Origin of the sequence: Mucilaginibacter rubeus (assembly GCF_014643835.1) — a bacterium.
Lineage (GTDB): Bacteria > Bacteroidota > Bacteroidia > Sphingobacteriales > Sphingobacteriaceae > Mucilaginibacter > Mucilaginibacter rubeus.
On the sequence record NZ_BMKD01000002.1, the window covers coordinates 683308 to 704102 of the forward strand.

General features: G+C 41.3%; 21 protein-coding genes. 15 read left to right on the forward strand and 6 right to left on the reverse strand.

All coding sequences use genetic code 11. From position 1 onward, the window contains the following. Nucleotides 1–49: 49 nt before the first annotated feature. Nucleotides 50–799: an ankyrin repeat domain-containing protein gene (locus tag IEX80_RS09365; RefSeq protein WP_188832726.1), complete on the reverse strand. Its 750-nt coding sequence runs from the start codon at nucleotides 797–799 to the stop codon at nucleotides 50–52. 156 nt (nucleotides 800–955) lie between these two features. Between IEX80_RS09365 and IEX80_RS09370 the strand changes: the two genes are divergently transcribed. From IEX80_RS09370 to IEX80_RS09400, 7 genes are all read left to right on the forward strand, one after another. Further along, a complete protein-coding gene (locus IEX80_RS09370; RefSeq protein WP_188832727.1) occupies nucleotides 956–2629 on the forward strand; it encodes a DNA polymerase/3'-5' exonuclease PolX in 1674 nt (557 codons plus the stop codon). Between the two features lie 71 nt (nucleotides 2630–2700). Then, on the forward strand, nucleotides 2701–3690 hold the full coding sequence (gene rfaE1, locus IEX80_RS09375) for a D-glycero-beta-D-manno-heptose-7-phosphate kinase (RefSeq protein WP_188832728.1): 990 nt from the start codon (nucleotides 2701–2703) through the stop codon (nucleotides 3688–3690). Nucleotides 3691–3763: 73 nt separating this feature from the next. Then, nucleotides 3764–4330: a D-sedoheptulose 7-phosphate isomerase gene (gmhA, locus tag IEX80_RS09380; RefSeq protein ID WP_188832729.1), complete on the forward strand. Its 567-nt coding sequence runs from the start codon at nucleotides 3764–3766 to the stop codon at nucleotides 4328–4330. Between the two features lie 85 nt (nucleotides 4331–4415). Then, nucleotides 4416–4919 carry a D-glycero-beta-D-manno-heptose 1-phosphate adenylyltransferase gene (gene rfaE2 / locus IEX80_RS09385; RefSeq protein WP_188832730.1) on the forward strand — a complete coding sequence of 168 codons (504 nt, stop codon included), beginning with the start codon at nucleotides 4416–4418 and terminating at the stop codon, nucleotides 4917–4919. A 13-nt stretch (nucleotides 4920–4932) separates the two neighbouring features. Next, nucleotides 4933–5898: a glycosyltransferase family 9 protein gene (locus tag IEX80_RS09390; RefSeq protein WP_188832731.1), complete on the forward strand. Its 966-nt coding sequence runs from the start codon at nucleotides 4933–4935 to the stop codon at nucleotides 5896–5898. Nucleotides 5899–6031: 133 nt separating this feature from the next. Further along, complete coding sequence (locus IEX80_RS09395; RefSeq protein ID WP_188832732.1) at nucleotides 6032–6652, forward strand: porin family protein; 621 nt, start codon at nucleotides 6032–6034, stop codon at nucleotides 6650–6652. A 166-nt stretch (nucleotides 6653–6818) separates the two neighbouring features. After that, a complete protein-coding gene (locus IEX80_RS09400; protein ID WP_090526524.1) occupies nucleotides 6819–7295 on the forward strand; it encodes a SixA phosphatase family protein in 477 nt (158 codons plus the stop codon). Nucleotides 7296–7445: 150 nt separating this feature from the next. Here IEX80_RS09400 and dprA read toward each other — a convergent pair whose 3' ends face one another. Then, nucleotides 7446–8543 carry a DNA-processing protein DprA gene (dprA, locus tag IEX80_RS09405; protein ID WP_188832733.1) on the reverse strand — a complete coding sequence of 366 codons (1098 nt, stop codon included), beginning with the start codon at nucleotides 8541–8543 and terminating at the stop codon, nucleotides 7446–7448. 248 nt (nucleotides 8544–8791) lie between these two features. On the opposite strand from dprA, the gene IEX80_RS09410 reads away from it, so the two are divergent. The 3 genes from IEX80_RS09410 (at nucleotide 8792) to IEX80_RS09420 (ending at nucleotide 11451) form a co-directional block, all read left to right on the forward strand. Next, entirely contained in the window at nucleotides 8792–9169 is a 378-nt protein-coding gene (locus IEX80_RS09410; RefSeq protein WP_176627636.1) for a BlaI/MecI/CopY family transcriptional regulator, read from the forward strand. Then, nucleotides 9166–10917 carry a M56 family metallopeptidase gene (locus tag IEX80_RS09415; protein ID WP_176627637.1) on the forward strand — a complete coding sequence of 584 codons (1752 nt, stop codon included), beginning with the start codon at nucleotides 9166–9168 and terminating at the stop codon, nucleotides 10915–10917. The genes IEX80_RS09410 and IEX80_RS09415 overlap by 4 nt, the downstream gene beginning before the upstream one ends. 291 nt (nucleotides 10918–11208) lie before the next feature. Next, nucleotides 11209–11451 (forward strand): hypothetical protein, encoded by a 243-nt coding sequence (locus IEX80_RS09420; protein ID WP_091162272.1) that lies wholly within the window; start codon nucleotides 11209–11211, stop codon nucleotides 11449–11451. 121 nt (nucleotides 11452–11572) lie between these two features. On the opposite strand, the gene rsmG is transcribed toward IEX80_RS09420, so the two are convergent. Genes rsmG through IEX80_RS09435 form a run of 3 tightly spaced genes read right to left on the reverse strand, consistent with a single transcriptional unit; the run spans nucleotide 11573 to nucleotide 13906 of the window. Beyond that, on the reverse strand, nucleotides 11573–12199 hold the full coding sequence (gene rsmG / locus IEX80_RS09425; protein ID WP_176627638.1) for a 16S rRNA (guanine(527)-N(7))-methyltransferase RsmG: 627 nt from the start codon (nucleotides 12197–12199) through the stop codon (nucleotides 11573–11575). After that, the gene (locus IEX80_RS09430; RefSeq protein ID WP_090526513.1) at nucleotides 12189–12794 is read right to left on the reverse strand and encodes an RNA polymerase sigma factor; all 606 of its coding nucleotides are present in this window, start codon (nucleotides 12792–12794) and stop codon (nucleotides 12189–12191) included. The genes rsmG and IEX80_RS09430 overlap by 11 nt, the downstream gene beginning before the upstream one ends. Next, nucleotides 12785–13906: a glycosyltransferase gene (locus IEX80_RS09435; RefSeq protein ID WP_229701573.1), complete on the reverse strand. Its 1122-nt coding sequence runs from the start codon at nucleotides 13904–13906 to the stop codon at nucleotides 12785–12787. Before IEX80_RS09435 ends, IEX80_RS09430 begins: the two co-directional genes overlap by 10 nt. Before the next feature lie 224 nt (nucleotides 13907–14130). On the opposite strand from IEX80_RS09435, the gene tgt reads away from it, so the two are divergent. The 5 genes from tgt (at nucleotide 14131) to IEX80_RS09460 (ending at nucleotide 19510) form a co-directional block, all read left to right on the forward strand. After that, complete coding sequence (tgt, locus tag IEX80_RS09440) at nucleotides 14131–15261, forward strand: tRNA guanosine(34) transglycosylase Tgt (RefSeq protein ID WP_090526509.1); 1131 nt, start codon at nucleotides 14131–14133, stop codon at nucleotides 15259–15261. A 65-nt stretch (nucleotides 15262–15326) separates the two neighbouring features. Further along, nucleotides 15327–16430, forward strand: a complete 1104-nt coding sequence (locus IEX80_RS09445) for an LptF/LptG family permease (protein WP_188832735.1) — start codon at nucleotides 15327–15329, stop codon at nucleotides 16428–16430. Then, nucleotides 16430–17332 (forward strand): DMT family transporter, encoded by a 903-nt coding sequence (locus tag IEX80_RS09450; protein WP_188832736.1) that lies wholly within the window; start codon nucleotides 16430–16432, stop codon nucleotides 17330–17332. The genes IEX80_RS09445 and IEX80_RS09450 overlap by 1 nt, the downstream gene beginning before the upstream one ends. Nucleotides 17333–18340: 1008 nt before the next feature. Beyond that, nucleotides 18341–18619, forward strand: coding sequence for a lipopolysaccharide assembly protein LapA domain-containing protein (locus IEX80_RS09455; RefSeq protein ID WP_167516085.1), 279 nt, complete (start codon nucleotides 18341–18343; stop codon nucleotides 18617–18619). A gap of 3 nt (nucleotides 18620–18622) precedes the next feature. Then, nucleotides 18623–19510 (forward strand): NAD(P)-dependent oxidoreductase, encoded by an 888-nt coding sequence (locus IEX80_RS09460; protein WP_188832737.1) that lies wholly within the window; start codon nucleotides 18623–18625, stop codon nucleotides 19508–19510. 325 nt (nucleotides 19511–19835) lie between these two features. Here IEX80_RS09460 and ispE read toward each other — a convergent pair whose 3' ends face one another. Continuing rightward, nucleotides 19836–20636: a 4-(cytidine 5'-diphospho)-2-C-methyl-D-erythritol kinase gene (gene ispE, locus IEX80_RS09465; protein WP_188832738.1), complete on the reverse strand. Its 801-nt coding sequence runs from the start codon at nucleotides 20634–20636 to the stop codon at nucleotides 19836–19838. Between the last annotated feature and the right edge of the window lie 159 nt (nucleotides 20637–20795).

Consider the following 20795-nt stretch of genomic DNA (forward strand, 5'->3'; position numbering starts at 1 on the left):
GACTTGCAAAATTTTGAAAACTGCATAAGTCTGTTAAATATAATACATCTTATCCCCTCTTCAAATAAGCATTTGGAACGTTCACCGGCACATAGTCAATCCCGTAGGCGTGCTTTATAAGCAGGCTAACTACCTCCATAATACTCTGCTCTCTGCGGCGAAATTGTGGCAATGAGCCCATCATAGCATAGCTTATCGGGTTTACTGCCGGAATAAACGTTTCCCATTCGTATCCCCTGCCCCATATCAATCCTGTAACGCTGTACAACAAGTCTGCACAATTTTGTAACAGGAAATGAAGCATATCAACAGAACTATTCCCGTTTTGATTAACCGTATGAAAAATAGGTGTATGTCCGCCGAAACCATGATCATCATAAGCTGCTTTGGCATTTACATCAGCCCCATGCTGTAAAAGTATTTTGGCGCAGGCAAGGCTATTATATTCGGCGCAAAAATGCATGAGTGTTCCACCCGTTAAAGGAGTATAGGTATTATTATATAAAGAATAGGTTTTGTTAACAGCAGATGGCTCTATCGTCAAGGCCTGTTTTAACATTTCTTCATCATCGGCCAAAACCGCCAGTAGTGCCTTATCTTCATACTCAAGCCCCGCATCAATAAATGCCTGTACACATTCTTTAAACCGGAGACTGCGGGCATACATTTCAACCATCATGGTAAAAACAGGCATGCCATCATGAACTTCGTTCGGGCTGCCGCCTTTATTAAAATACGCTTTTATCCCATCAACAGAATGAGTTTCGGCAGCATAAAGGATGTCGTTGTAACCGGGCATGATCTTTTTATTAAAGTTAAAGAATCCAATGATTACTTATCATATAATTTAAGAATGCTTAGCGGCTTTGCGTGAAAATCGCTTCCGCAAAAACAAACCCACCACCTAAGCTGTCATTACAATGGCTTTTTGTATTTTTACCGCCTCATTGTAATTATGGAAAATAAACCCATAGCCCGCACACTTCGATTACTTTCGCAACTCATGGAACTGCATGAGGCTAATCCGTTCAAGATCAAATCGGTAGCCAACGCAGCTTTTAAGGTTGATAAGCTCCCCTTCCCTATCGCCGGTAAAAAACTGGACGAACTGGAGAAGATTGATGGCATAGGTAAAAGCATAGCCGGCAAAGTTGCTGAGTTGCTTGAAACCGGCACCATGACCGAGCTGCAGGATATGTTGGATAAAACCCCTGCCGGTGTGGTTGAAATGATGGGTATTAAAGGCATCGGCCCCAAAAAGGTAGCTGTTATCTGGAAAGAGCTGGGCATTGAAAATACCGGTGAGCTTTTTTATGCCTGCAATGAAAACCGCCTGATAGAGGCAAAGGGCTTCGGTCTTAAAACGCAGGAAGAGATCCGTAAGGCTATTGAGTTCAGGATGGCGAGCAATGGTAAATTCCTTTTTGCCCAGGTTGAAAAGGAGGCCAACGAACTGATGGATGAGGTAAAAGCCATTTTCCCTGATGCGCTAAAACACTTCGCGGGCGAATTCAGGCGTTTAAATGAGATCATTACCGAAATTGTGATTGTAGTTGGCAGTCTTAACCATGACGTTGCCTACGAAGCGCTGGTAAATTCAACCATACTTTGCAATATAAGTAAAAATCAAAACCATATTCAGGGCGAGTTGCAAAATGGCTTGCTCGTTGATATTGTTTGTGTAGATAAGGCTGATTATTACAAAGAACTATTTATCAATACAGGTACTGATGATCATGTACAAGCCGTTTTCGACAGGATTAATGTTCCTGTTGAACAGCCAGAAACAGAAGAAATGATCTACACCAAAGCCGGTTTAAGCTGGATGCAGCCCGAATTGCGTGAAGGTACCCTGTTTATTGAAAAAGCCGAAAAGAACATACTGCCAACGCTCATTAACTGGCACGACTTGAAAGGCACGCTCCATAACCACAGCACATGGAGCGATGGTGTAAACAGCATTGAAGAAATGGCCTTATACTGCCGGGATACCCTGAAACTGGAATACCTGGGCATGTGTGATCATAGTAAAAGCGCCTTTTATGCCAAGGGCTTAAGCATTGAACGGGTATTGCAGCAACATGAAGAAATAGATGCCCTGAATAAAAAACTCGACGGTTTCCATATTTTTAAAGGTATTGAATCGGATATTTTGTATGATGGTTCGCTTGATTATCCTGACGAGATCCTGCAAAAGTTTGATTTCATTGTAGCCTCAGTTCATTCAATCCTCAAAATGGACGAGGAAAAGGCTACGTCAAGACTGATCACCGCAATCGAAAATCCTTATACAACTATATTGGGACACCCAACAGGCAGACTTTTACTAAGTCGTAGCGGATATCCTATCAACTATAAAAAAGTGATAGATGCCTGCGCAGCGAATAACGTAGTTATTGAAATCAATGCCAACCCGTTAAGGCTCGACCTCGACTGGCGCTGGCACCAATATGCTTTAGATAAAGGTGTTATGTTGTCTATAAACCCCGATGCCCACCGTATTGAAGGCTTCACAGATATGCATTACGGTATTCTTGCCGCACGTAAAGGCGGTTTGTATAAAGAAATGTGTATGAACGCTATGTCCCTGGCTGAAATTACGAAGGCGTTTGCTGCAAAGAGATGTTAGTGATCAGATGTTAGTGTTTTTTACGCGATAAACAATGACCTAATGACGCAATGAAACAATGACTAAATTAAATGAACCTAAAAGATAAAGTACAATCCATACAGGCCGCAGCTCACAAACCGGCAATACTGGTAATTGGCGACCTGATGGTTGACCATTATATATGGGGCAATGCTACCCGCCTTTCGCCCGAGGCGCCTGTGCCTATTGTAAACGTTAAAAACGAAACCACTACATTAGGTGGTGCCGGTAATGTGGTTCAAAACCTGGTATCATTAGGTGCAAAAGTTATTGTTGCCGGCATAATTGGAAATGACCAGGCTGCCGGAGAATTGATCAAAATCCTGACCGACGAAGGGGTTGAAACTGACACTATTATTAAAGATAGCAACCGCCCTACCACAGTAAAAACCCGCGTTGTTGTTGGCAGCCACCAACTGGTACGTGTTGACCGTGAAGTTACCGACGAAGTATCGGAGCCTATTGCCAACGAGCTTATTAGTAAGCTAAGCGGTTATATTGACAACGCAGATATGGTACTTTTATCTGATTATAACAAAGGCCTGTTTTCGCCGTTCCTAACCCAGGGCATTATAAAAGCAGCAAATGCTAAAGGCAAAAAAGTAATCATCGACCCCAAAGGGCTTAATTACGAAAAATACAAAGGCGCTTTTATCATTAAGCCTAATCGCAAGGAATTGTCTGAAGCTGCTAAAACCGATAAGATCAACTCGATAGAAAGCCTGCAACAGGCCGGTAAGGTAATTTTTGAACAAACCGGGACTCAATATATAGTAGTTACCTTATCCGAAGAAGGCATGGTAATATTAAGCGAAGAGGGCTATCAAAGTTTACCGGTAAAGGCAACCGAAGTGTTTGATGTAACAGGTGCCGGCGATACTGTACTGGCCACCATGGCATACTTTATGGCGGGAGGCTTAAGCATTGAGGATTCATGCGAACTGGCCAACCACGCGGCTGCTATAGTAATTCGCCACGTGGGCAGCGCAACAACTACGGTAGATGAGATTGTTGAGGATATTTTAAAAAGCGAAAGGTAAGGCAGAGGTTAAAGGCCAATGGTTTGAATGTGCTTGCCCTAACCAACCAATGAACTAATGAACCAGTGAACGAATGAACGAAAAAATATTAAACGAACTTAAAGATCACCAGGATACGCTGCAAAGGGTAATTGATACGCTTGGCGGCGATATCGAGACAGCCTGTGATATGATTACCTCAACCATAAAAAACGGCAATAAAGTACTGCTGGCAGGTAACGGCGGCAGCGCTGCAGATGCACAACATATCGCAGCCGAACTTACCGGGCGTTATGTGAAAGATCGTAAACCTTTACCTGGCATCGCCTTAACAGTTGATACTTCCGCGCTTACCTCTATCGCTAATGATTATGGTTACGAGCATGTATTTTCGCGCCAGCTGGAGGCCTTTGCCAGACCGGGCGACTTGTTCGTCGGCATTTCGACCAGTGGAAACAGTGCGGGGATCCTGGCGGCATTTGAGTCGGCTAAAAAACTGGAGGTTAAAACTTTAGGACTTTCGGGCAGGGATGGCGGTAAAATGAACGGACTTTGCGATTTGAATATTATCGTGCCATCAAACATTACCGCGCGTATCCAGGAAATGCATATCCTTATCGGGCATATCCTATGTACCGCCGTTGATGACCTTTTTGATTAAATAATACCGTAGAGACGCATCACATGCGTCTTATAGTGAGCAATAACAAGGGGACGCCTGAGAAGCGTTTCTACAGAAAAAACAAATGAGAACCGGCTTCGAAAAAACCCTTCTTGATAAAATAACCGACCTGCAATCACTGCAAACGCAGATCAAAAACTGGCAGGCCGAAGGCAAAAAGGTAGTGTTCACCAATGGTGTTTTTGACCTGCTGCACATAGGCCATCTCACCTACCTGGCCAAAGCGGCAGAGCTTGGCGACAAGCTGGTGATCGGCCTTAATGCCGATAGCTCGGTAAGGCGCATCAAAGGGCCAACCCGCCCGGTAAATGATCAAAACAGCCGTGCAGCACTGTTGGCGGCATTATTTTTTGTAGATGCTATTGTGGTTTTTGAGGAAGATACGCCCTTGAATTTAATCAGCTCCCTCCTGCCGGATATCCTGGTAAAAGGCGCTGATTACGCGGTTGAAAACATTGTAGGGGCTAAAGAAGTGATAGCAAACGGAGGCGAGGTTAAAACCATTAATTTTGTTGAAGGGTATTCATCCACTTCCATAATCGAAAAAATCAGGAACCAGATTTCCTGAACTTAATAACGACATGAAGATACTGGTGATCCGCTTTAGCTCGATGGGTGATATAATTTATACTACGCCTGTTGTGCGCGGCCTCAAAAAGCAGGTCCCCGATGCTGAAGTTCATTTTTTAACCAAACCAGCTTTCAAATACATTTACGATAATAACCCGTATGTTGATAAGTTGCTGTTACTAAAACCCTCGTTAACAGATACCATTAACGACATTAAGGCAGAAAAGTATGATCAGATCATTGATCTACATAATAATCTTCGCACAAGCATCATCAAGCTGCGAACAGGCGTCAGGGCATCCACCTACAAAAAACAGCCGATCCTGAAATGGCTGAGTTTAAAGCTGAAACGCAACCTGGTAAGTGAGGAACACCTTGTAGACAGGTATTTAAAAGCCGTTAAATTTTTAGGCGTAGTTAATGACGATAAACCTATAGACTATTATATCAAAGCCCAACACGATATAACTAAATTACTGCCGGTTAGCCATCAACATGGCTATGTTGCTTTTGTAATAGGCGCTACACATTTTACCAAAAGGATGCCTAATTACAAGATCATCAGCATTTGCAGGCAGCTTAATTTGCCTGTTTTATTGTTGGGCGGCAATGATGTAAAGGCTAACGGCGATGAAATTGCCGCGGCTGTAGGCACATCTGTTTACAATGCTTGTGGTATTACCTCTCTTGATGAATCGGTTTTCCTGGTATCGCGCGCAAAAAATATAATTGGTTTTGATACCGGTTTAACTCATATTGCCGAAGCTTTTAATGTGCCGATAGCCTCGGTTTGGGGGGGCACAACGCCCGATCTGCTGGGAGTTTGGCCTTACAAAGTAAAAGAAACGCTGATCGCCGGTATCGAACTACCCTGCCGCCCCTGCTCCAAATTCGGACTTGAAAAATGCCCGCTCGGACACTTTAAATGTATGAATGATATGCCAGAGACCGATATTGTAGATTTCTCCAATCGCTAATTAAGAGTATAAAACCTTGCCTAAGGTATACTTACAAATCCACAATTGTTAATATTTTACTAAAAAGCATCAGATACCTTTTAATGTTAGTGTATTTGTATACTTTTGCGTATTAACTTAAATCCCTTACACGATGAAAAAAACATTACTAAGCCTGTGCCTTTTAATGGCATCTTTCGCAGCATTTGCACAATTACCTACCGTTGGTTTTAAAGGAGGTGTAAACTTCGCAACGTTACATGCTACAGTTGACGGGATTAGCGGCTCCGGTAATTCGGGCAGCTTAACCACATTCAATGTAGGCGCTTTTGTCGATTTTAAATTTGGCAATGTATCGTTACAACCAGCCTTAAACTTTACCGGTAAAGGCGGATCATCAAGTGTTTCTTTTGATGGCGAAGCAAACTCTGGCGGCAAAGTAAAACTCTATTACCTGCAAGTTCCGGTAAATGTTGTGTACCACGTGCCTGCGGTGGTCGGTGACTTTTACTTTGGTGCCGGCCCTTACCTTGGCATGGGTATTTCCGGCAAAGCAAAAGACAACAACGGCAATTCTGAAGACATTAAATTTGGCAGCGGCCAGGACGAGATCAAAAGAACAGACGCTGGTTTAAATGCCATTGTTGGCTTTAAATTCAAAACCGGTTTCCTGATCAATGCTAATTATGATTGGGGTCTTACCAACATCACAAACGTTGATGGCATTAAACTTACAAACCGTGTTTTCGGCATTTCAGTTGGTTATGCGTTTTAATTAACCCGGTGAAAAAATTGAAGCAGACTTTGTCTGTCTTTTATTATAAGGAGAAGCAACAGCTTCTCCTTATTTATTTAGTATTATTGGAAACTTATTATAAATGTCTCACGTTATAATCACAAGGCCGTAACATTATAAACCGATCGCTAAGCCGTTCAAAATCATGAAAAAGTTATTATTAATACGCCACGCAAAAGCTACCCATGAAAGCGGTTATGTTGATTTTGACCGGCCTTTAAAACAATCAGGTATGCAGGATGCGGTTTTAATGGCCACCCTTTTAAAAGGACAGTTACAAATACCTCAAATTATAATAACCAGCCCTGCACTGCGTACCAAAACTACTGCCGAAATTTTTGCTAACCAGTTTAAATTACCGGCTCCTGGGGAAGACAAAAGAATTTACGAAGCCAGCGAAAACACCTGGGTTAAAGTAGTTAATAGCCTGCCCGATGAATATGATTATATAGGCATAGTTGGCCATAACCCGGGTATAAGCCAAATACTATATTACCTCACCAGCCAGCTAAAAGAGATGCCTACCTGTGCCGTGGCCATCATTACCTTTGAAAACGATACATGGCAATCCATCAGCGAAGAAGACGGGACACTGACGCATTTTGATTCACCGAAGGGGTAGCGTTGTGTCCGAAAGTCAGAGAAGTCCGTAAGTCCGAAAGAAAAAATACTATTTGACCTTCATCAGTCGCCAGCGAGGCGAAACTATTTCAAATTTTACGGAAAAAAATTACCGTTAAATAAGAATCTTACCGACTTTCGGACTCCCCACTCAATTCACTCTATAAGTTTTCCCCGGCAGCGAACTGATATACCCTTGCATTTCCATATTAAGCAGGTTCATGGCCAGTTGGCTCATAGGCATATTAGCCCTTAAAGTAAGATCATCTATGGCAAGCGGCGTTTTATTCTGCTGCAATATCTCCATGATCAGCCGTTCATCTGCCGACAAATCAAAAGGCAGCATAAATTGCTCTGTAGGTTTATTGGCATCGTTCTTTTCCCAGCCAAGACTAAAAGCCAGATCGGCGGTGCAGGTGAGCAAGCTTGCTTTGTTATTACGGATTAGGAAGTTACATCCTTCAGAAAATTCATCACCCAATCTGCCCGGAAAAGCAAAAACATCCCGGTTATAGGAGTTGGCAATTTCGGCCGTGATGAGTGCACCTCCTTTTATACTGGCTTCAATCACCACGGTTGCATCGGCAATACCGGCAACTATCCGGTTTCGCTGCGGAAAGTTTTCCCTGTCGGGGTTGGTGCCTGAAGGGTATTCGGATAGTAAGCCGCCGTTTTCGAGCATTTTATCGGCAGTGGCCCGGTTTTGAGCAGGATAAAGCCTGTCAAGCCCATGGCCAAGTACACCGATGGTTGGCACGTTTAGCTTTACACATTCTTTATGTGCCGCTACATCAATACCATGTGCCAAACCACTTACTATTAATACATTATATTGCTGTAATTCCTCAACTAACTGGCGGCATAATTGCCTGCCATAATCGGTAGCGTTACGGGTGCCCACTATACTAATAATGTGGGGCGGGTTAAGATCCATTTTGCCCTTCGCATAAAGCAGCACCGGTGAATCGTGGCAATTTTTTAAGCGCTTGGGGTAACGGGCATCTGTATAAAAAATAACATCGATATTGTGACCTTCTAAAAACTTCAGCTCCTTTTCGGCTTGCCTCAAAGCATCGTCAAAATCCCATTTTACAGCGCGTTTCTCACCTATTCCCGGAATCCTGGTCATTTTTTCGGGCGATGCATTAAACACTTCTTCTACGCTGCCAAGATATGCGATCAGTGACTTAGCCGCTACCGGCCCGAGGTTTTTAACAAAAGATAAAGCTACTTTATGGAGTAATGACATTGGGTTTAGACGTACGGATTATAGCCTTGCAAATTATAAATATTCGGGCGATTTTCAAGCAGGACCTGTTATTTGCAATACAATATATAAAGTGTGGATATCATATTCAACTTTAAACCATATGTCTTTCCTTATTTAATTTGCATATCTGCACATTCCTAATTCGCACGCCTATTAAAAAACTACAAAAATAGTTTGCAAACTATAAAAATAGTTTTACCTTTATTCAACTATAAAAATAGTTTACTATGCGTATCAAAGAACTAACCAAAGCCGAAGAGCAGGTAATGCAGATCCTTTGGCAACTGAAAGAAGCTATTGTTAAAGACATTATTGAAGAAATGCCGGAGCCTAAACCCGCTTATAACACAGTGTCGACTGTGGTAAGGGTATTGGAGGGCAAAGGCTTTATCGACCATAAGGCCTATGGTAACTCGCATGTTTACTTTCCGCTCATCAGCGATGCGGAGTACAAAAAATTCACATTTGATAAGATGATGAAAAACTATTTCAGCAACTCATATCAAAGTTTGGTATCCTTTATTGTGGATGAAAAGAACATCAGCGTAAAAGAACTGGACGAGCTAACATCATTAATTGATAAACTTAAAAGCAAACAACAATGAACTGGCTATATTATTTGCTTGAAGCAAACTTGTACCTATGCGTATTTTATGCAGGGTACTGCTTGTTTTTAAATAAAGAAACACACTATACCTTAAACCGTATATACCTGTTATTGAGCTGTGTGATTTCATTTGTATTACCCGTTGTACAAATTGGCTGGCTAAAACCGGTTAAAACTGCAACAAAAACAATCGTTATCATTCCGCAAACGGCTTACCAAACCACCGTGCAAAAGCTTACTGTGCAGCCAACGTTAACCTTTAACGATATTTTGGTTTACGCCTATATACTTGGTACAATAGTACTTACCACAGTACTCTTTATCAGGCTTTATCAATTGGTCAAACTAACAAAGGCCACCAAAACTCTGGTTAATGATAAGTATAAACTCATCAATATAGAGGGATCAAACACCGCCTTTTCCTTCTTTAACTACCTTTTTATTGGCACAAAAACCCAAGCTAATAATATCATTATCAGGCACGAGCTGGTTCACATTCGTCAAAAACACTCGGTTGATATTGTTTTTCTGGAGTTGATCAAGATTATCAATTGGTTTAATCCGCTGGTTTATTTATTGCAAATCAGCCTGAAAACCATCCATGAATATATAGCCGACGAGCAAACTGCCGCGCAGGAAAGTGATGCCCTCAGCTATTCGTCGTTTTTGGTAAGCAATGCTTATGGGTTAAACGGCTCGCCCCTGGCGCATTCATTTTTCAATTATAACTTATTAAAAAAGAGGATAATTATGTTAAACCAAAAACGTTCGGGGAAATTAGCCAGGCTAAAATACCTCGTGGCCGTACCCATATGCGCCGGCCTGCTTTGTGCATCAACCCTGGTATTCAGTAAAACTTATGTTTTTTTCGATCTGATACCCCAACAGGAAATTGTCAATAAAAAGGTGGCCAATACGCATACAGCCCCCGCCGACACTGTAAAAGTAGACCCAGTCCGAATAAAAAAAGCAGATGTTACTGCCAAAGGTTTTAAATACGAAGAAACCGGTTACCTTGTTAATAAAAAAACCGATTTCAGGGTAATTATTACCGAAAAGAACGGAGAGCAAAAAGAATACTATAAAAGCAAAGCTACCCCGGAAGAACTGGCTACACTGAAAACTAAATACGGCTATACATTTCCTAAAATGTTAATTTATCCAAAGCTTCCACCACCTCCGCCTGCTCCACCCGCAAACAGCAAAAAACCTAAGGTTATTGATGTAAAGCTGCCACCTCCGCCACCGCCTGCAAATCCGGAAAAGATAAAGAAAGCACCTAAAGTGATAGAAGGGGCACCTGTTACCCCGAAGGCCCCCACACCAGCTGTTGCAGAACGTGTCCCGCCGCCCCCGCCACCTGCAGATCCATTTCAAACCCTATATATGTACGTCGCTAAACACACACGCTATCCGTCAAAAGCACGTGAAAACCACATTTCGGGAAAAGTGACGTTAAATTTTAATATTATTAATGGTAAAATAAGTGAAGTGGCCCTTGTCGAAGGCGTTGATCAGGATATAGATAATGAAATATTAAGAGTTGTAAATAATTTCGACGGTAATCTCGGCATAAAATCAGGCCATTATAATTTACCCATATCTATGGCTTTAGTTGCTGACAATCATAACTATTACCCCCCTGTACCTTCAAAGCAATATGATCAGGCAATGGCTTCTACAAAAGCTTCAACTACCCTTCGCGAAGTTATTGTGGTAGGCTACCCCGCAAAAGAAAACAAATAAAGATAAAGCTTTAAACAAGCTTTTATAATTGCCGACCGGCCTAAAACCGTCCCGGCAATTTTCTGCGTAAATCCCTCCGTTCTCTTTAACCGCCCTGTTTTACAAATAGCTAAATAATTTCTTTTAGTATCCAAAAATTTGTAACTTAGATATATCCAATCGGGACAATTTCTTTTAAAATATATCTAAAACAAAGCAAACACATTAAAATACGCTTTGTTTAATAAGTACCAATTATACTTCCTGGACCTTACCGTTAACCTGATTTTGTTCATTTTTAAACCTCATAATATGAAAAAGTTTGGGATCATTTTAGCAATAGTAGGCATTGTGATGCTTATTGCAGGTAATTTTTTTTATAAGCATACCATCAATGCGGTAGATAGCTCTGGCAGTTCAATTATTACTACCGGCTTAAATGGTGGATGGACATTTAAACTACCTGTTTTTGCCGGTGGTGCGTTATTTTTCCTGGGGTTTGTTTTTTGGGCAGCATCACGCACCGACAACCAGCATCATGATCATTTGATATAGAAGTTAAACCGCATTTTATAAATGATTTCTCGCAAAGACGCGAAGGCGTAAAGTGATTTACTTTAACGCAGTAGCGTCTTTATGTGCATATTTATAATCAGAAAGGTGGATTACAAATAGATTATCCCTTCACGTATATCACCTGTTTTGTTTCGAAAAACTCCTCTTTAAAGTAATCTTTCAGATGATATTGGATAACTTTTAAGCCCGATTCTTTGATCTCCTGCTCCAAATCGCCGCCCTTTAAATACAGGATACCGTTGGGTAATTTGTTATTCGATTGCTTGTTGAATTTACCTTTTACCCATGGATAAAAATCCTTTAATTGGGTAACAGCGCGTGATACTACAAAGTCAAATTTATCCGCAATTTGTTCGGCCCGCAGGTGTGATGCTTTCACATTTCTGAGGCCTAAGGCTGCAGCTACTTCCGTAACAACCTTGATTTTTTTGCCTATAGAATCAACCAAATGAAATTGTGTTTCGGGGAATAAAATAGCCAGGGGAATACCAGGAAAGCCCCCACCGGTACCCACATCAAGCACATTTTCGCCCGGTAAAAAAGCCATTACTTTGGCAATCCCAAGCGAGTGGAGCACGTGACGTTCAAATAAAAGATCAATATCTTTGCGGGAAATTACGTTGATCTGGCTGTTCCAGTGTTCATATAAAGCTGGCAATTTTTCAAATTGCTCACGCTGTTCGGCACTTAAATCAGGAAAATATTGTAGAATTATTTCAGATGTCATCCCTGTTAAAACGGTTAATAATATTGCCAAGCAGGTACCTTGCCCTAAATAATTGCGCCTTTACCGTCCCTAACGGGAGATCGAGTTGCTGGGCTATTTCTTCGTACGAAAGCTCATCAAAATAGCGTAAGGTAATCAGGTTCCTATAACGCGTGGGGAGGCTTTCAATTAATGATCTTAGCTCCTGAGTTTGTTGCTTTTTGATAGATGTTTCTTCGGGGTTAAGGCTATCCGCCTTAATTTGCAGCGGTTTTTCATCCCCTTCATCGTCCATCATGCCATGAATTGACATGGTGCTTAGTTTCTTTTTGCGGATAAAATCAATGCAATTGTTAGTTGCTACTCTGAAAAGCCAGGTGCTAAAAGCAAAATCGGGCTGGTATTTTTCAAGTTTTTCAAATGCCTTGGCAAACGTTTCAACCGTTAGGTCCATTGCATCTTCTTTGTTGTTTACCATCTTAAGCACCATGAAATAAATCGAGTCTTTATAACGGTGCATCAAATCGGCATAGGCTTTTTGATCCCCTTGCCTGGCCTTCACTACCAGGTGAAAATCATTCTTTGCGTTCTCGGTAAAGTTGGCGTTTATTTCCATTGAGTAGTTTTTAAAAAGGTACCGATCAATCCAAAAACATTTAAATATGTATAATATAATAGGTCAAAAAAGGGGAGATACCACCAAAGGTCTTTGCCATTAAGTTTTTTAAATATACGATTATAAATGGCCATTTGTAATATCAACCTAAAAACGTACAAACCTAATGCCAGTAACGGTTCATATCTTAAAATAAGGAATAATATTAATAAAATATAGAATATAAAGCCGCTAACTGCATCAAAACTAAGCATACGCCTGTGCTGGTTTTTATACAGTTTCCCCACCCCCATGTGTCGCTTTTTTTGTTTAAACCACGATTTAAATGTGGTTTTAGCCTCTGTAAACATAAATGATTCGGGGCTCAATTCAACTACTGTGTTATCAGGAGTAGCATGCTGGTTAACAAACAGGTCATCATCGCCTGATATTACGTGCATGTGCGAAGCAAAACCTTTTGCACTAAAAAATAACGTTTTTGTATAGGCAAGGTTGCGTCCAATACCCATATAGGGGTCGCCGGTTAACGCGCCCGACAGGTAATTGGTTGCTGTTTTTATGGTTTCAAAGCGGGTAAAAGCATTAATAAAACCACCTTTTTTATAATAAGGAGAGTACCCCAAAACTATTTGCACACCGCTTGTAAAATTGGCTGCCATACGGCTTATCCAGTTTTCGGAAGCTGGCTTACAATCAGCATCGGTAAATAAAAGGTGTTCATTTTTTGATGCCTTGATGCCTAAGGTAAGGGCAAACTTTTTACCTGTTTTAAAGCGGTCATGCTCGGTAATGGTAACAACTTTCAGGTGGGCGTATTTTTTTTGCATGGTTTCAAGCACCTCGTCGGAAGTATCAAAAGAGCAATCATTGATAACAACCACCTCAAAATCAGGATAGTTTTGTTCCAGTATCGATGGGAGATTTTCCTCTAAGTTACGGGCTTCGTTGCGGGCGCTGATAATAACAGAAATGGGGATTAAGACTCTGGGCGGCGGCCCTTCGGCGGGTTTATGGCCTGCAAGGCGGGTATGCCTGCTTACCAGGTAATATAGCTGAACTATAAAACAAAGCTGAAAAAGAATAAAAAGCGCGTCGTGTAAGTACGTTTCCAAACAAAAAAAATAATGAGGCAAATTTGTTAAAAATCAATGAAATTAAGGCTCAATATCAGCGTTAATTTGAAGTTTAATGTACTCTTATTTAATCCCCCTTAAAATAAAAGTACTTTAATTAACATGGTTTTAATATTCAGCACGTTTATAAATAGCTTTTATCCTGCCGCCGTTTTGGAAAGGACGGGCATGAGGGTTTTTTTTGCTAATTTTGCAACCCTAAAATGAAATTTAACTTAACAGCACAAGACCCGCTTTCAAAGGCCCGAGCCGGCGAGATCACTACCGACCACGGTACCATACAAACCCCTATTTTTATGCCGGTAGGCACTGCCGGCACTGTAAAGGCGGTGCACCAGCACGAGCTTAAACAGGATATTTCGGCGCAAATTATATTGGGCAACACTTACCACCTATATCTGCGCCCCGGTTTAAATACACTTGAAAGCGCCGGAGGACTACATAAATTTAATGGATGGGACGGTCCCATCTTAACCGATAGCGGCGGCTACCAGGTATATTCATTAACCGAGGTACGCAAAATAAAAGAGGAAGGGGTTACTTTCCGCTCGCATATTGACGGATCAAAACACTTGTTTACTCCCGAAAATGTAATGGACATTCAGCGCATTATCGGCGCCGATATTATCATGGCGTTTGATGAGTGTACCCCCTATCCCTGCGATTACAACTACGCAAAACGATCGATAGAAATGACCCACCGCTGGCTGAAACGCTGCTGCGACAGGTTTGACAGCACCGGACCAAAATATGGCTACAGTCAAACACTTTTCCCAATTGTACAGGGTTCGGTATATAAAGATCTGCGTGTACGATCTGCCGAAGTAATAGCCTCATATGAGCGTGAAGGTAATGCCATAGGCGGCCTTTCGGTCGGTGAACCGGCCGAGGAAATGTATGCCATGACCGAAATTGTATGCAATATATTACCGCAGCAAAAACCGCGTTACTTAATGGGTGTAGGTACGCCTGTAAACATTTTGGAAAACATAGCTCTGGGTATTGACATGTTTGATTGCGTTATGCCAACCAGGAACGCGCGCAATGGCATGCTTTTCACCAAAAACGGCATCATCAACATCAAAAATGAGAAATGGAAAAACGACTTTTCGGCCATTGAAGATGACAGCGATCTGTTTGCCGACAGGGATTACAGCAAAGCCTATTTACGTCATTTGATCCACTCTGGCGAAATGTTAGGCGCTCAGATCGCCACCTTGCACAACCTCCATTTTTATCTATGGTTGGTTAAAGAGGCGCGAAAAAAAATTATTGCGGGTGAGTTTTACGATTGGAAAAACATGATGGTAAAGCGCCTTGGACAGCGTTTATAACAACTCATAAAATCACAAGAAATCTCCAGGAAAAACATGGAAATTAACAATCAAACAACCGACAGATGAAAGCTTTTTTTCATAGATATTTAAAGATCATCGACAGGTTTATTATTGGCAAATACCTTGGCACTTTTATATTTACTATGGGCATTTTCATGGTGATATCTGTAGTGTTTGACGTGTCAGAAAAGCTTGATAACTTCCTGAATAAACACGCCAGTTTGCACGATATCGTCTTCAGATATTACGCGGGTTTTATTCCATTTTATTTGAATATGTTATCGCCGCTGATCAACTTCTTGGCGGTGATTTTCTTTACAGCCAAGATGGCAAACCAAACAGAAATTGTTCCGATATTGAGCGGCCGGGCAAGTTTTAATCGATTTTTAAGACCTTATGTAATCGCTTCATCAATCATATTTGTGGTGTCTTTTTTTGCAAATGTATACCTTATTCCTTTCACAAACCGGCTGAAAATCGACTTTGAAAATGCCAATGGCATGATGGACAATGACCCGACTAAGGTGGAGGTACACATGCAAATTGACAAACATACTTTTGTTTATCTTGCCAATTACGATCCCACAACTCACTTCGGTTACAATTTTATAATGGAGAAATTTAATGGTGATACGTTGCGTGAAAAACTGATTGCCGAACAAATTCAATACGATTCTTTAAAACGGATCTGGTCGCTTAAACAATACAGTGTTAAATATGTAAACGGAATGAAAGAACAATTCATTACAAGTAACACGCCAAAAGACACTGTTTTGGATATGCACCCGAGCGATTTTATTGTATATGATAACGTATACCAGGCCATGTCTTTAAGCGACCTGAACAAGAATATTGACAAGGAAAAACTGCGCCGCCCGGAATATTTAAAGGCCATTTATTTTGAAAAATATCACCGTTTTGTATACCCTTTATCAGCCTTTGTACTTACTTTAATCGGTGTTTCCATATCGTCAAGAAAGGTACGCGGAGGTGTTGGATTACCCCTGGGGATAGGTATTTTATTATGCTTCGCTTATATTATATTAGAACGGTTTGCGCTTGTATTTTCGGTAAAAGGGGGCATGACACCTTTAATAGCGGTATTCATTCCTAACATCGTTTTTGGCATTTTAGGTTACTATCTGCTTTTAAAAGCACCCAAATAATGACGCAAAACACCCCTTCATCCCCAAATAAGAACCTAATTATTCTCCATTTTACAGTTTTTGTATGGGGATTTACCGGAATTTTGGGCGCACTGATCACCATTTCGGCCGTACAATTGGTGTGGTTTAGGGTACTTATTGCCTTTTCATCGTTATTTTTGTATTTCAAATTCAACAAAACTGATTTTAAGGTTGACAGAAAAACCCTTGTAAAATTGGTACTCACTGGCGCGATTGTGGGCGGGCATTGGATCCTTTTTTTCGCTGCCATCAAACTTTCCACAGTCGCCGTCACCCTGGTTTGCCTCTCATCCATCACACTTTTCACGGCAATTTTTGAACCGTTGATCAACAAAAAAAGTATTTCGAAACTTGAAATATTGGCCGGCATCTTAATTATCACTGGCATTGTTTTGATTTTCAAATTCGAAAGCAGATACACTAAGGGTATCATAACAGGGCTTGCCAGCGCTGTTTGTGCCAGCCTTTTCTCTATCATTAATTCGCGTCAGGTGCAAAAAGTACAAGCGCCGGTTATTGCATTTTATGAACTTTCCGGAGCCTTTGTCTGGATCTCGATATACCTGTTTATAACCTCCGGTTACACCAGGGCCATGCTGTTGAAACCAGCAGATATCGGTTACCTGGTACTACTTGGCACCGTATGCACATCGCTTGCTTACGTGGCCGGCGTATCTGTAATGCGCGAACTTTCGGCTTTCCGGGTGGCGCTCATTACCAACCTCGAGCCGGTATACGGTATCATCCTTTCGTTTATTTTTTTCGGAGATCTCAACAAAATGACGCCCGGATTTTGGGGCGGAGCATTCCTTATCCTGTCAACAATTTTTTTGTACCCCGTAGCCCGAAAGCAAATAACAAGGCGCAAAACTGTAGCTTAATTCTTAACTCCCCATATTCTTGTTTTATACAAACACTTATAATAGCCGTGGTTCTGCCTGTTCTTAAAGCAGCCTTTCAACAACTCAAATCACCTTAATTTTTTCGTCATTTTCTCCCAAATAGGGGCTAAGCACCTAAGGCTGCTTTAGCCTTTTTTTAGCCCCCCTAAGCCATTTAAATTTTTTAAGACATTCCCGGCTCAACTAATGCATTAGCGCCAAACAGGGGCAAAATCCATTTTTAACTTAGTGTATTAAATATCAATATAAAAATCAGGGCATCGAATCTACGTATTCCTATTTTTAGCCATTTTTTAAAATCTACAAACTTAAATAATTCAATTATATACTAAACATATAAATTTAAAAATCAATTACTTATAAAATTTAAATAAATAGATAGTTAATCAAAATTCATCTAAGTAAAATCTCCAAAAACTAAAAATATTAGCATTTAAATTTAAAGCCGATTTAAAGTATCATATAAATTTAAAAATCAAATAAATACATGTAATTATTTAGTGTAAACCTTCTAATCAACCAAAAGTCAAAACCCAATTTACAAAGTGTAATGAAGTAACTATTCGGGAATCAAAAAAAATCGCAGCATCTCTCCTGCTTGTATACAAAATCAGTTTTCGAACGGATTTTTTTTCACTCTCGTAGGATTCTCGCAAAGAAATTTTGGGCGAAAGAAATCCTCGCAATATCAAATTCCAGGGGTATTAAAAGTTCTGATTTTAGCCTTTGAAAAATACGGGCAAAATTTCACTGCGGTTATTGTCACCTCATTTTTGAAAGGGCAATTATCAACCGGGCAAAATCTGGGCGACTTAAAATTGAAGAGCTACCAGAGGTGGACACAGCCAATAAAATATGAACCTAAAAATGCAGACACATCTCCGCACTATTTCGCGATCAAATTCCATGACCTCGATTTACATGAGATCAATTTTTATTAAACATTTAAAAAGCGGATATTGTATTACTCTAAAACCAACATCCATCATGAGCATTAAAACAATAGTCATTGTAGCCATCGCAGTTTTGCTTACCATCGTACTAATGCAAAATACCGACGAGGTTTACTTCAAATTTTTGTTCGCCACTTTCAGGGTATCCAAACTAATGATGATGCTGGTAGTTGCGGTAACAGGTTTTATATTGGGTTTGATCGTGGCATGGCCTAAAAAACAAAAGTTCGATATTGAAGGCTATCATGACGCCATGCACAAAAAAGACGACACCGATACACTAAGTGACGAAGACAGGGAATACATCAGCTAAAATATGAAAACAAAGATTGGATTTATAGGCCTTGGCAACATGGGTACCAGCATGGCCAAAAACCTCATTGACTCAGGGTACCATTTGCAGGTTTACAACCGCACACTTTCAAAGGTAGACGAGCTTGGCACCGACAGTGTAACCAAATGCCAGAGTCCTGCCGAAGCCGCGGCAAATGTGCCATTTTTGATCACTATGGTATCAGATGACGAAGTGCTGCGAGAATCGGCTGTAGGCGACGGCGGAATTTTAAAAACGCTACAGCCAAATGCTGTACACATATCCATGAGCACTATTTCACCTGGAACTTCTGAAGAACTGGCCAGGTTACATGAACAGGCAGGAAATCGTTACCTCGCTTCTCCTGTATTCGGAAGGCCCGAAGCAGCCGCTGCACGTAAGCTCTGGATCTGCGTTTCGGGTGATGAACAAACTAAAACTGATGCTCGTCCTATACTTGATTTACTTGGCCAGGAAGTGATTGATTTTGGCCCCTCGGCGGGAGGTGCAAATGTGGTTAAAATAGCAGGCAATTTTATGATCATGGCATCCATGGAAATGATGGCCGAGGCATTCACCCTTGCCGAAAAAAACGGACTAAGCAGAATGCAGGTAGCCGACTTTTTCAGCTCGACGCTTTTCAACGCTCCAATTTTCCAGAGCTACGGCAAGGCCCTTGCCGGCAAGCAATATCAACCAGTAGGCTTCAAATCAAAATTGGGTTATAAAGATGCGCGCCTCGCATTTAAATTATCGCAGACAAGCGAGATGCCCATGCCTATTGCAAACGCCGTACACGGCCGTTTATTAACCGCTATTGCCAAAGGCTGGGGCGAGCACGATTGGGTGGAAGGCATAGGGCGAGGCGTGAGTGAAGACGCGGGGCTTTGATTTCGGATTTCAGATGTTTGATTTCGGATTTTGGAAATAGGATTTTGGAATCGGATATTTCTTTTAAAGAAAATGCCGGATGGTCTATCGACTGATAAAATGATCGATAAATCATCCGGCATTTACATGCAGCAGGATGATTAAGTTTGGTAGCAGAATTGCTTTATATCACAACGTCATTGCGAGGTACGAAGCAATCCCAAACAATACACGGATGGCCTGCCAATCGGGGATTGCTTCGTACCTCGCAATGATGCTTTTATTTTGCTTCGGGACAGCTTCCCGAATCCTACCAAATCCGAAATCAAACATCCGAAATCCGACATCACAAATAGAACACTTGGTTCTCCCCTTCCAAAAATTTCAAATCGGGAGTTTCAGCAAAAATACCGAACACGGATGCTCCGGTTCCACTCATGCTTGAGTATATGGCCCCTGCCTCATAAAGGGCCGCTTTGATGCCTCTGATTTCTGCATGATTTTCAAACACGGTTTGTTCAAAATCATTTTTGATAAGCTTCTTCCAATCAGCTATCGGTTCGTTGATCAAATCGAACAATGAATCTTTTACCGGGGTCGGCTTTATACCGCGAAAAGCTTCCCCTGTTGATACATGGACAGGCGGCATTACCAACACAATTTTGTAAGCCGACAGGTCGAGCCTGATGTTCTCAAATTCATCACCGCGTTCAAAAGCAAACACAGGTTTGTTCTCGATGAAAAAAGCGCAGTCGGCACCGAGGCTGCGCGCGTAATTGGTCATTTCATCTACCAAAAGACCGAGTTTAAATTCATCATTCATCAACCTGATAAAAAATGCGGCATCGGCCGATCCCCCGCCCAACCCCGAGCCTATCGGGATATGCTTATGCAGATGAATGCTCACCGGTGGCAGGTCATGGTCCTGCTTGAGCATTTGATAACCTTTAACGCAGAGATTATCCTCCGGTAGGCCAGGAATATCCAGCCCGCTTGAGGTGAAGCTAAATTTGTCGCTTTTCACTACTTCAAGGGCGTCTTTAATGTCGATAGGGTAAAAAATGGTTTCGAGATTATGATAACCATCCGGCCGGCGTTCGGTAATATTGAGGCCGATGTTTATTTTTGCATTCGGAAATAAAATCATACAAATTAATTAACACGTGATGTATTTGCCAACATCCGTAGGAAACCAAAGGTAGATTATTTTTCTTTGCCTTTTGAAACTTTGGTCATTGAGTCATTAGGTCATTAAGTCATTGCCTTCTCAAAGCATTAACCTAATCACCCAATTTAACTCAATCAA

Excerpts from the sequence above, each read along its gene's own strand:
- IEX80_RS09410 (WP_176627636.1), top strand. The coding sequence starts at position 8,792 with ATGCGTATCAAAGAACTAACCAAAGCCGAAGAGCAGGTAATGCAGATC.
- IEX80_RS09400 (WP_090526524.1), top strand. The coding sequence starts at position 6,819 with ATGAAAAAGTTATTATTAATACGCCACGCAAAAGCTACCCATGAAAGC.
- dprA (WP_188832733.1), bottom strand. The coding sequence starts at position 8,543 with ATGTCATTACTCCATAAAGTAGCTTTATCTTTTGTTAAAAACCTCGGG.
- rfaE2 (WP_188832730.1), top strand. The coding sequence starts at position 4,416 with ATGAGAACCGGCTTCGAAAAAACCCTTCTTGATAAAATAACCGACCTG.
- gmhA (WP_188832729.1), top strand. The coding sequence starts at position 3,764 with ATGAACGAAAAAATATTAAACGAACTTAAAGATCACCAGGATACGCTG.
- IEX80_RS09445 (WP_188832735.1), top strand. The coding sequence starts at position 15,327 with ATGAAAGCTTTTTTTCATAGATATTTAAAGATCATCGACAGGTTTATT.
- IEX80_RS09455 (WP_167516085.1), top strand. The coding sequence starts at position 18,341 with ATGAGCATTAAAACAATAGTCATTGTAGCCATCGCAGTTTTGCTTACC.
- IEX80_RS09365 (WP_188832726.1), bottom strand. The coding sequence starts at position 799 with ATGCCCGGTTACAACGACATCCTTTATGCTGCCGAAACTCATTCTGTT.
- IEX80_RS09430 (WP_090526513.1), bottom strand. The coding sequence starts at position 12,794 with ATGGAAATAAACGCCAACTTTACCGAGAACGCAAAGAATGATTTTCAC.
- IEX80_RS09415 (WP_176627637.1), top strand. The coding sequence starts at position 9,166 with ATGAACTGGCTATATTATTTGCTTGAAGCAAACTTGTACCTATGCGTA.
- tgt (WP_090526509.1), top strand. The coding sequence starts at position 14,131 with ATGAAATTTAACTTAACAGCACAAGACCCGCTTTCAAAGGCCCGAGCC.
- IEX80_RS09370 (WP_188832727.1), top strand. The coding sequence starts at position 956 with ATGGAAAATAAACCCATAGCCCGCACACTTCGATTACTTTCGCAACTC.
- rfaE1 (WP_188832728.1), top strand. The coding sequence starts at position 2,701 with ATGAACCTAAAAGATAAAGTACAATCCATACAGGCCGCAGCTCACAAA.
- ispE (WP_188832738.1), bottom strand. The coding sequence starts at position 20,636 with ATGATTTTATTTCCGAATGCAAAAATAAACATCGGCCTCAATATTACC.
- IEX80_RS09460 (WP_188832737.1), top strand. The coding sequence starts at position 18,623 with ATGAAAACAAAGATTGGATTTATAGGCCTTGGCAACATGGGTACCAGC.
- IEX80_RS09390 (WP_188832731.1), top strand. The coding sequence starts at position 4,933 with ATGAAGATACTGGTGATCCGCTTTAGCTCGATGGGTGATATAATTTAT.
- rsmG (WP_176627638.1), bottom strand. The coding sequence starts at position 12,199 with ATGACATCTGAAATAATTCTACAATATTTTCCTGATTTAAGTGCCGAA.
- IEX80_RS09395 (WP_188832732.1), top strand. The coding sequence starts at position 6,032 with ATGAAAAAAACATTACTAAGCCTGTGCCTTTTAATGGCATCTTTCGCA.
- IEX80_RS09450 (WP_188832736.1), top strand. The coding sequence starts at position 16,430 with ATGACGCAAAACACCCCTTCATCCCCAAATAAGAACCTAATTATTCTC.
- IEX80_RS09420 (WP_091162272.1), top strand. The coding sequence starts at position 11,209 with ATGAAAAAGTTTGGGATCATTTTAGCAATAGTAGGCATTGTGATGCTT.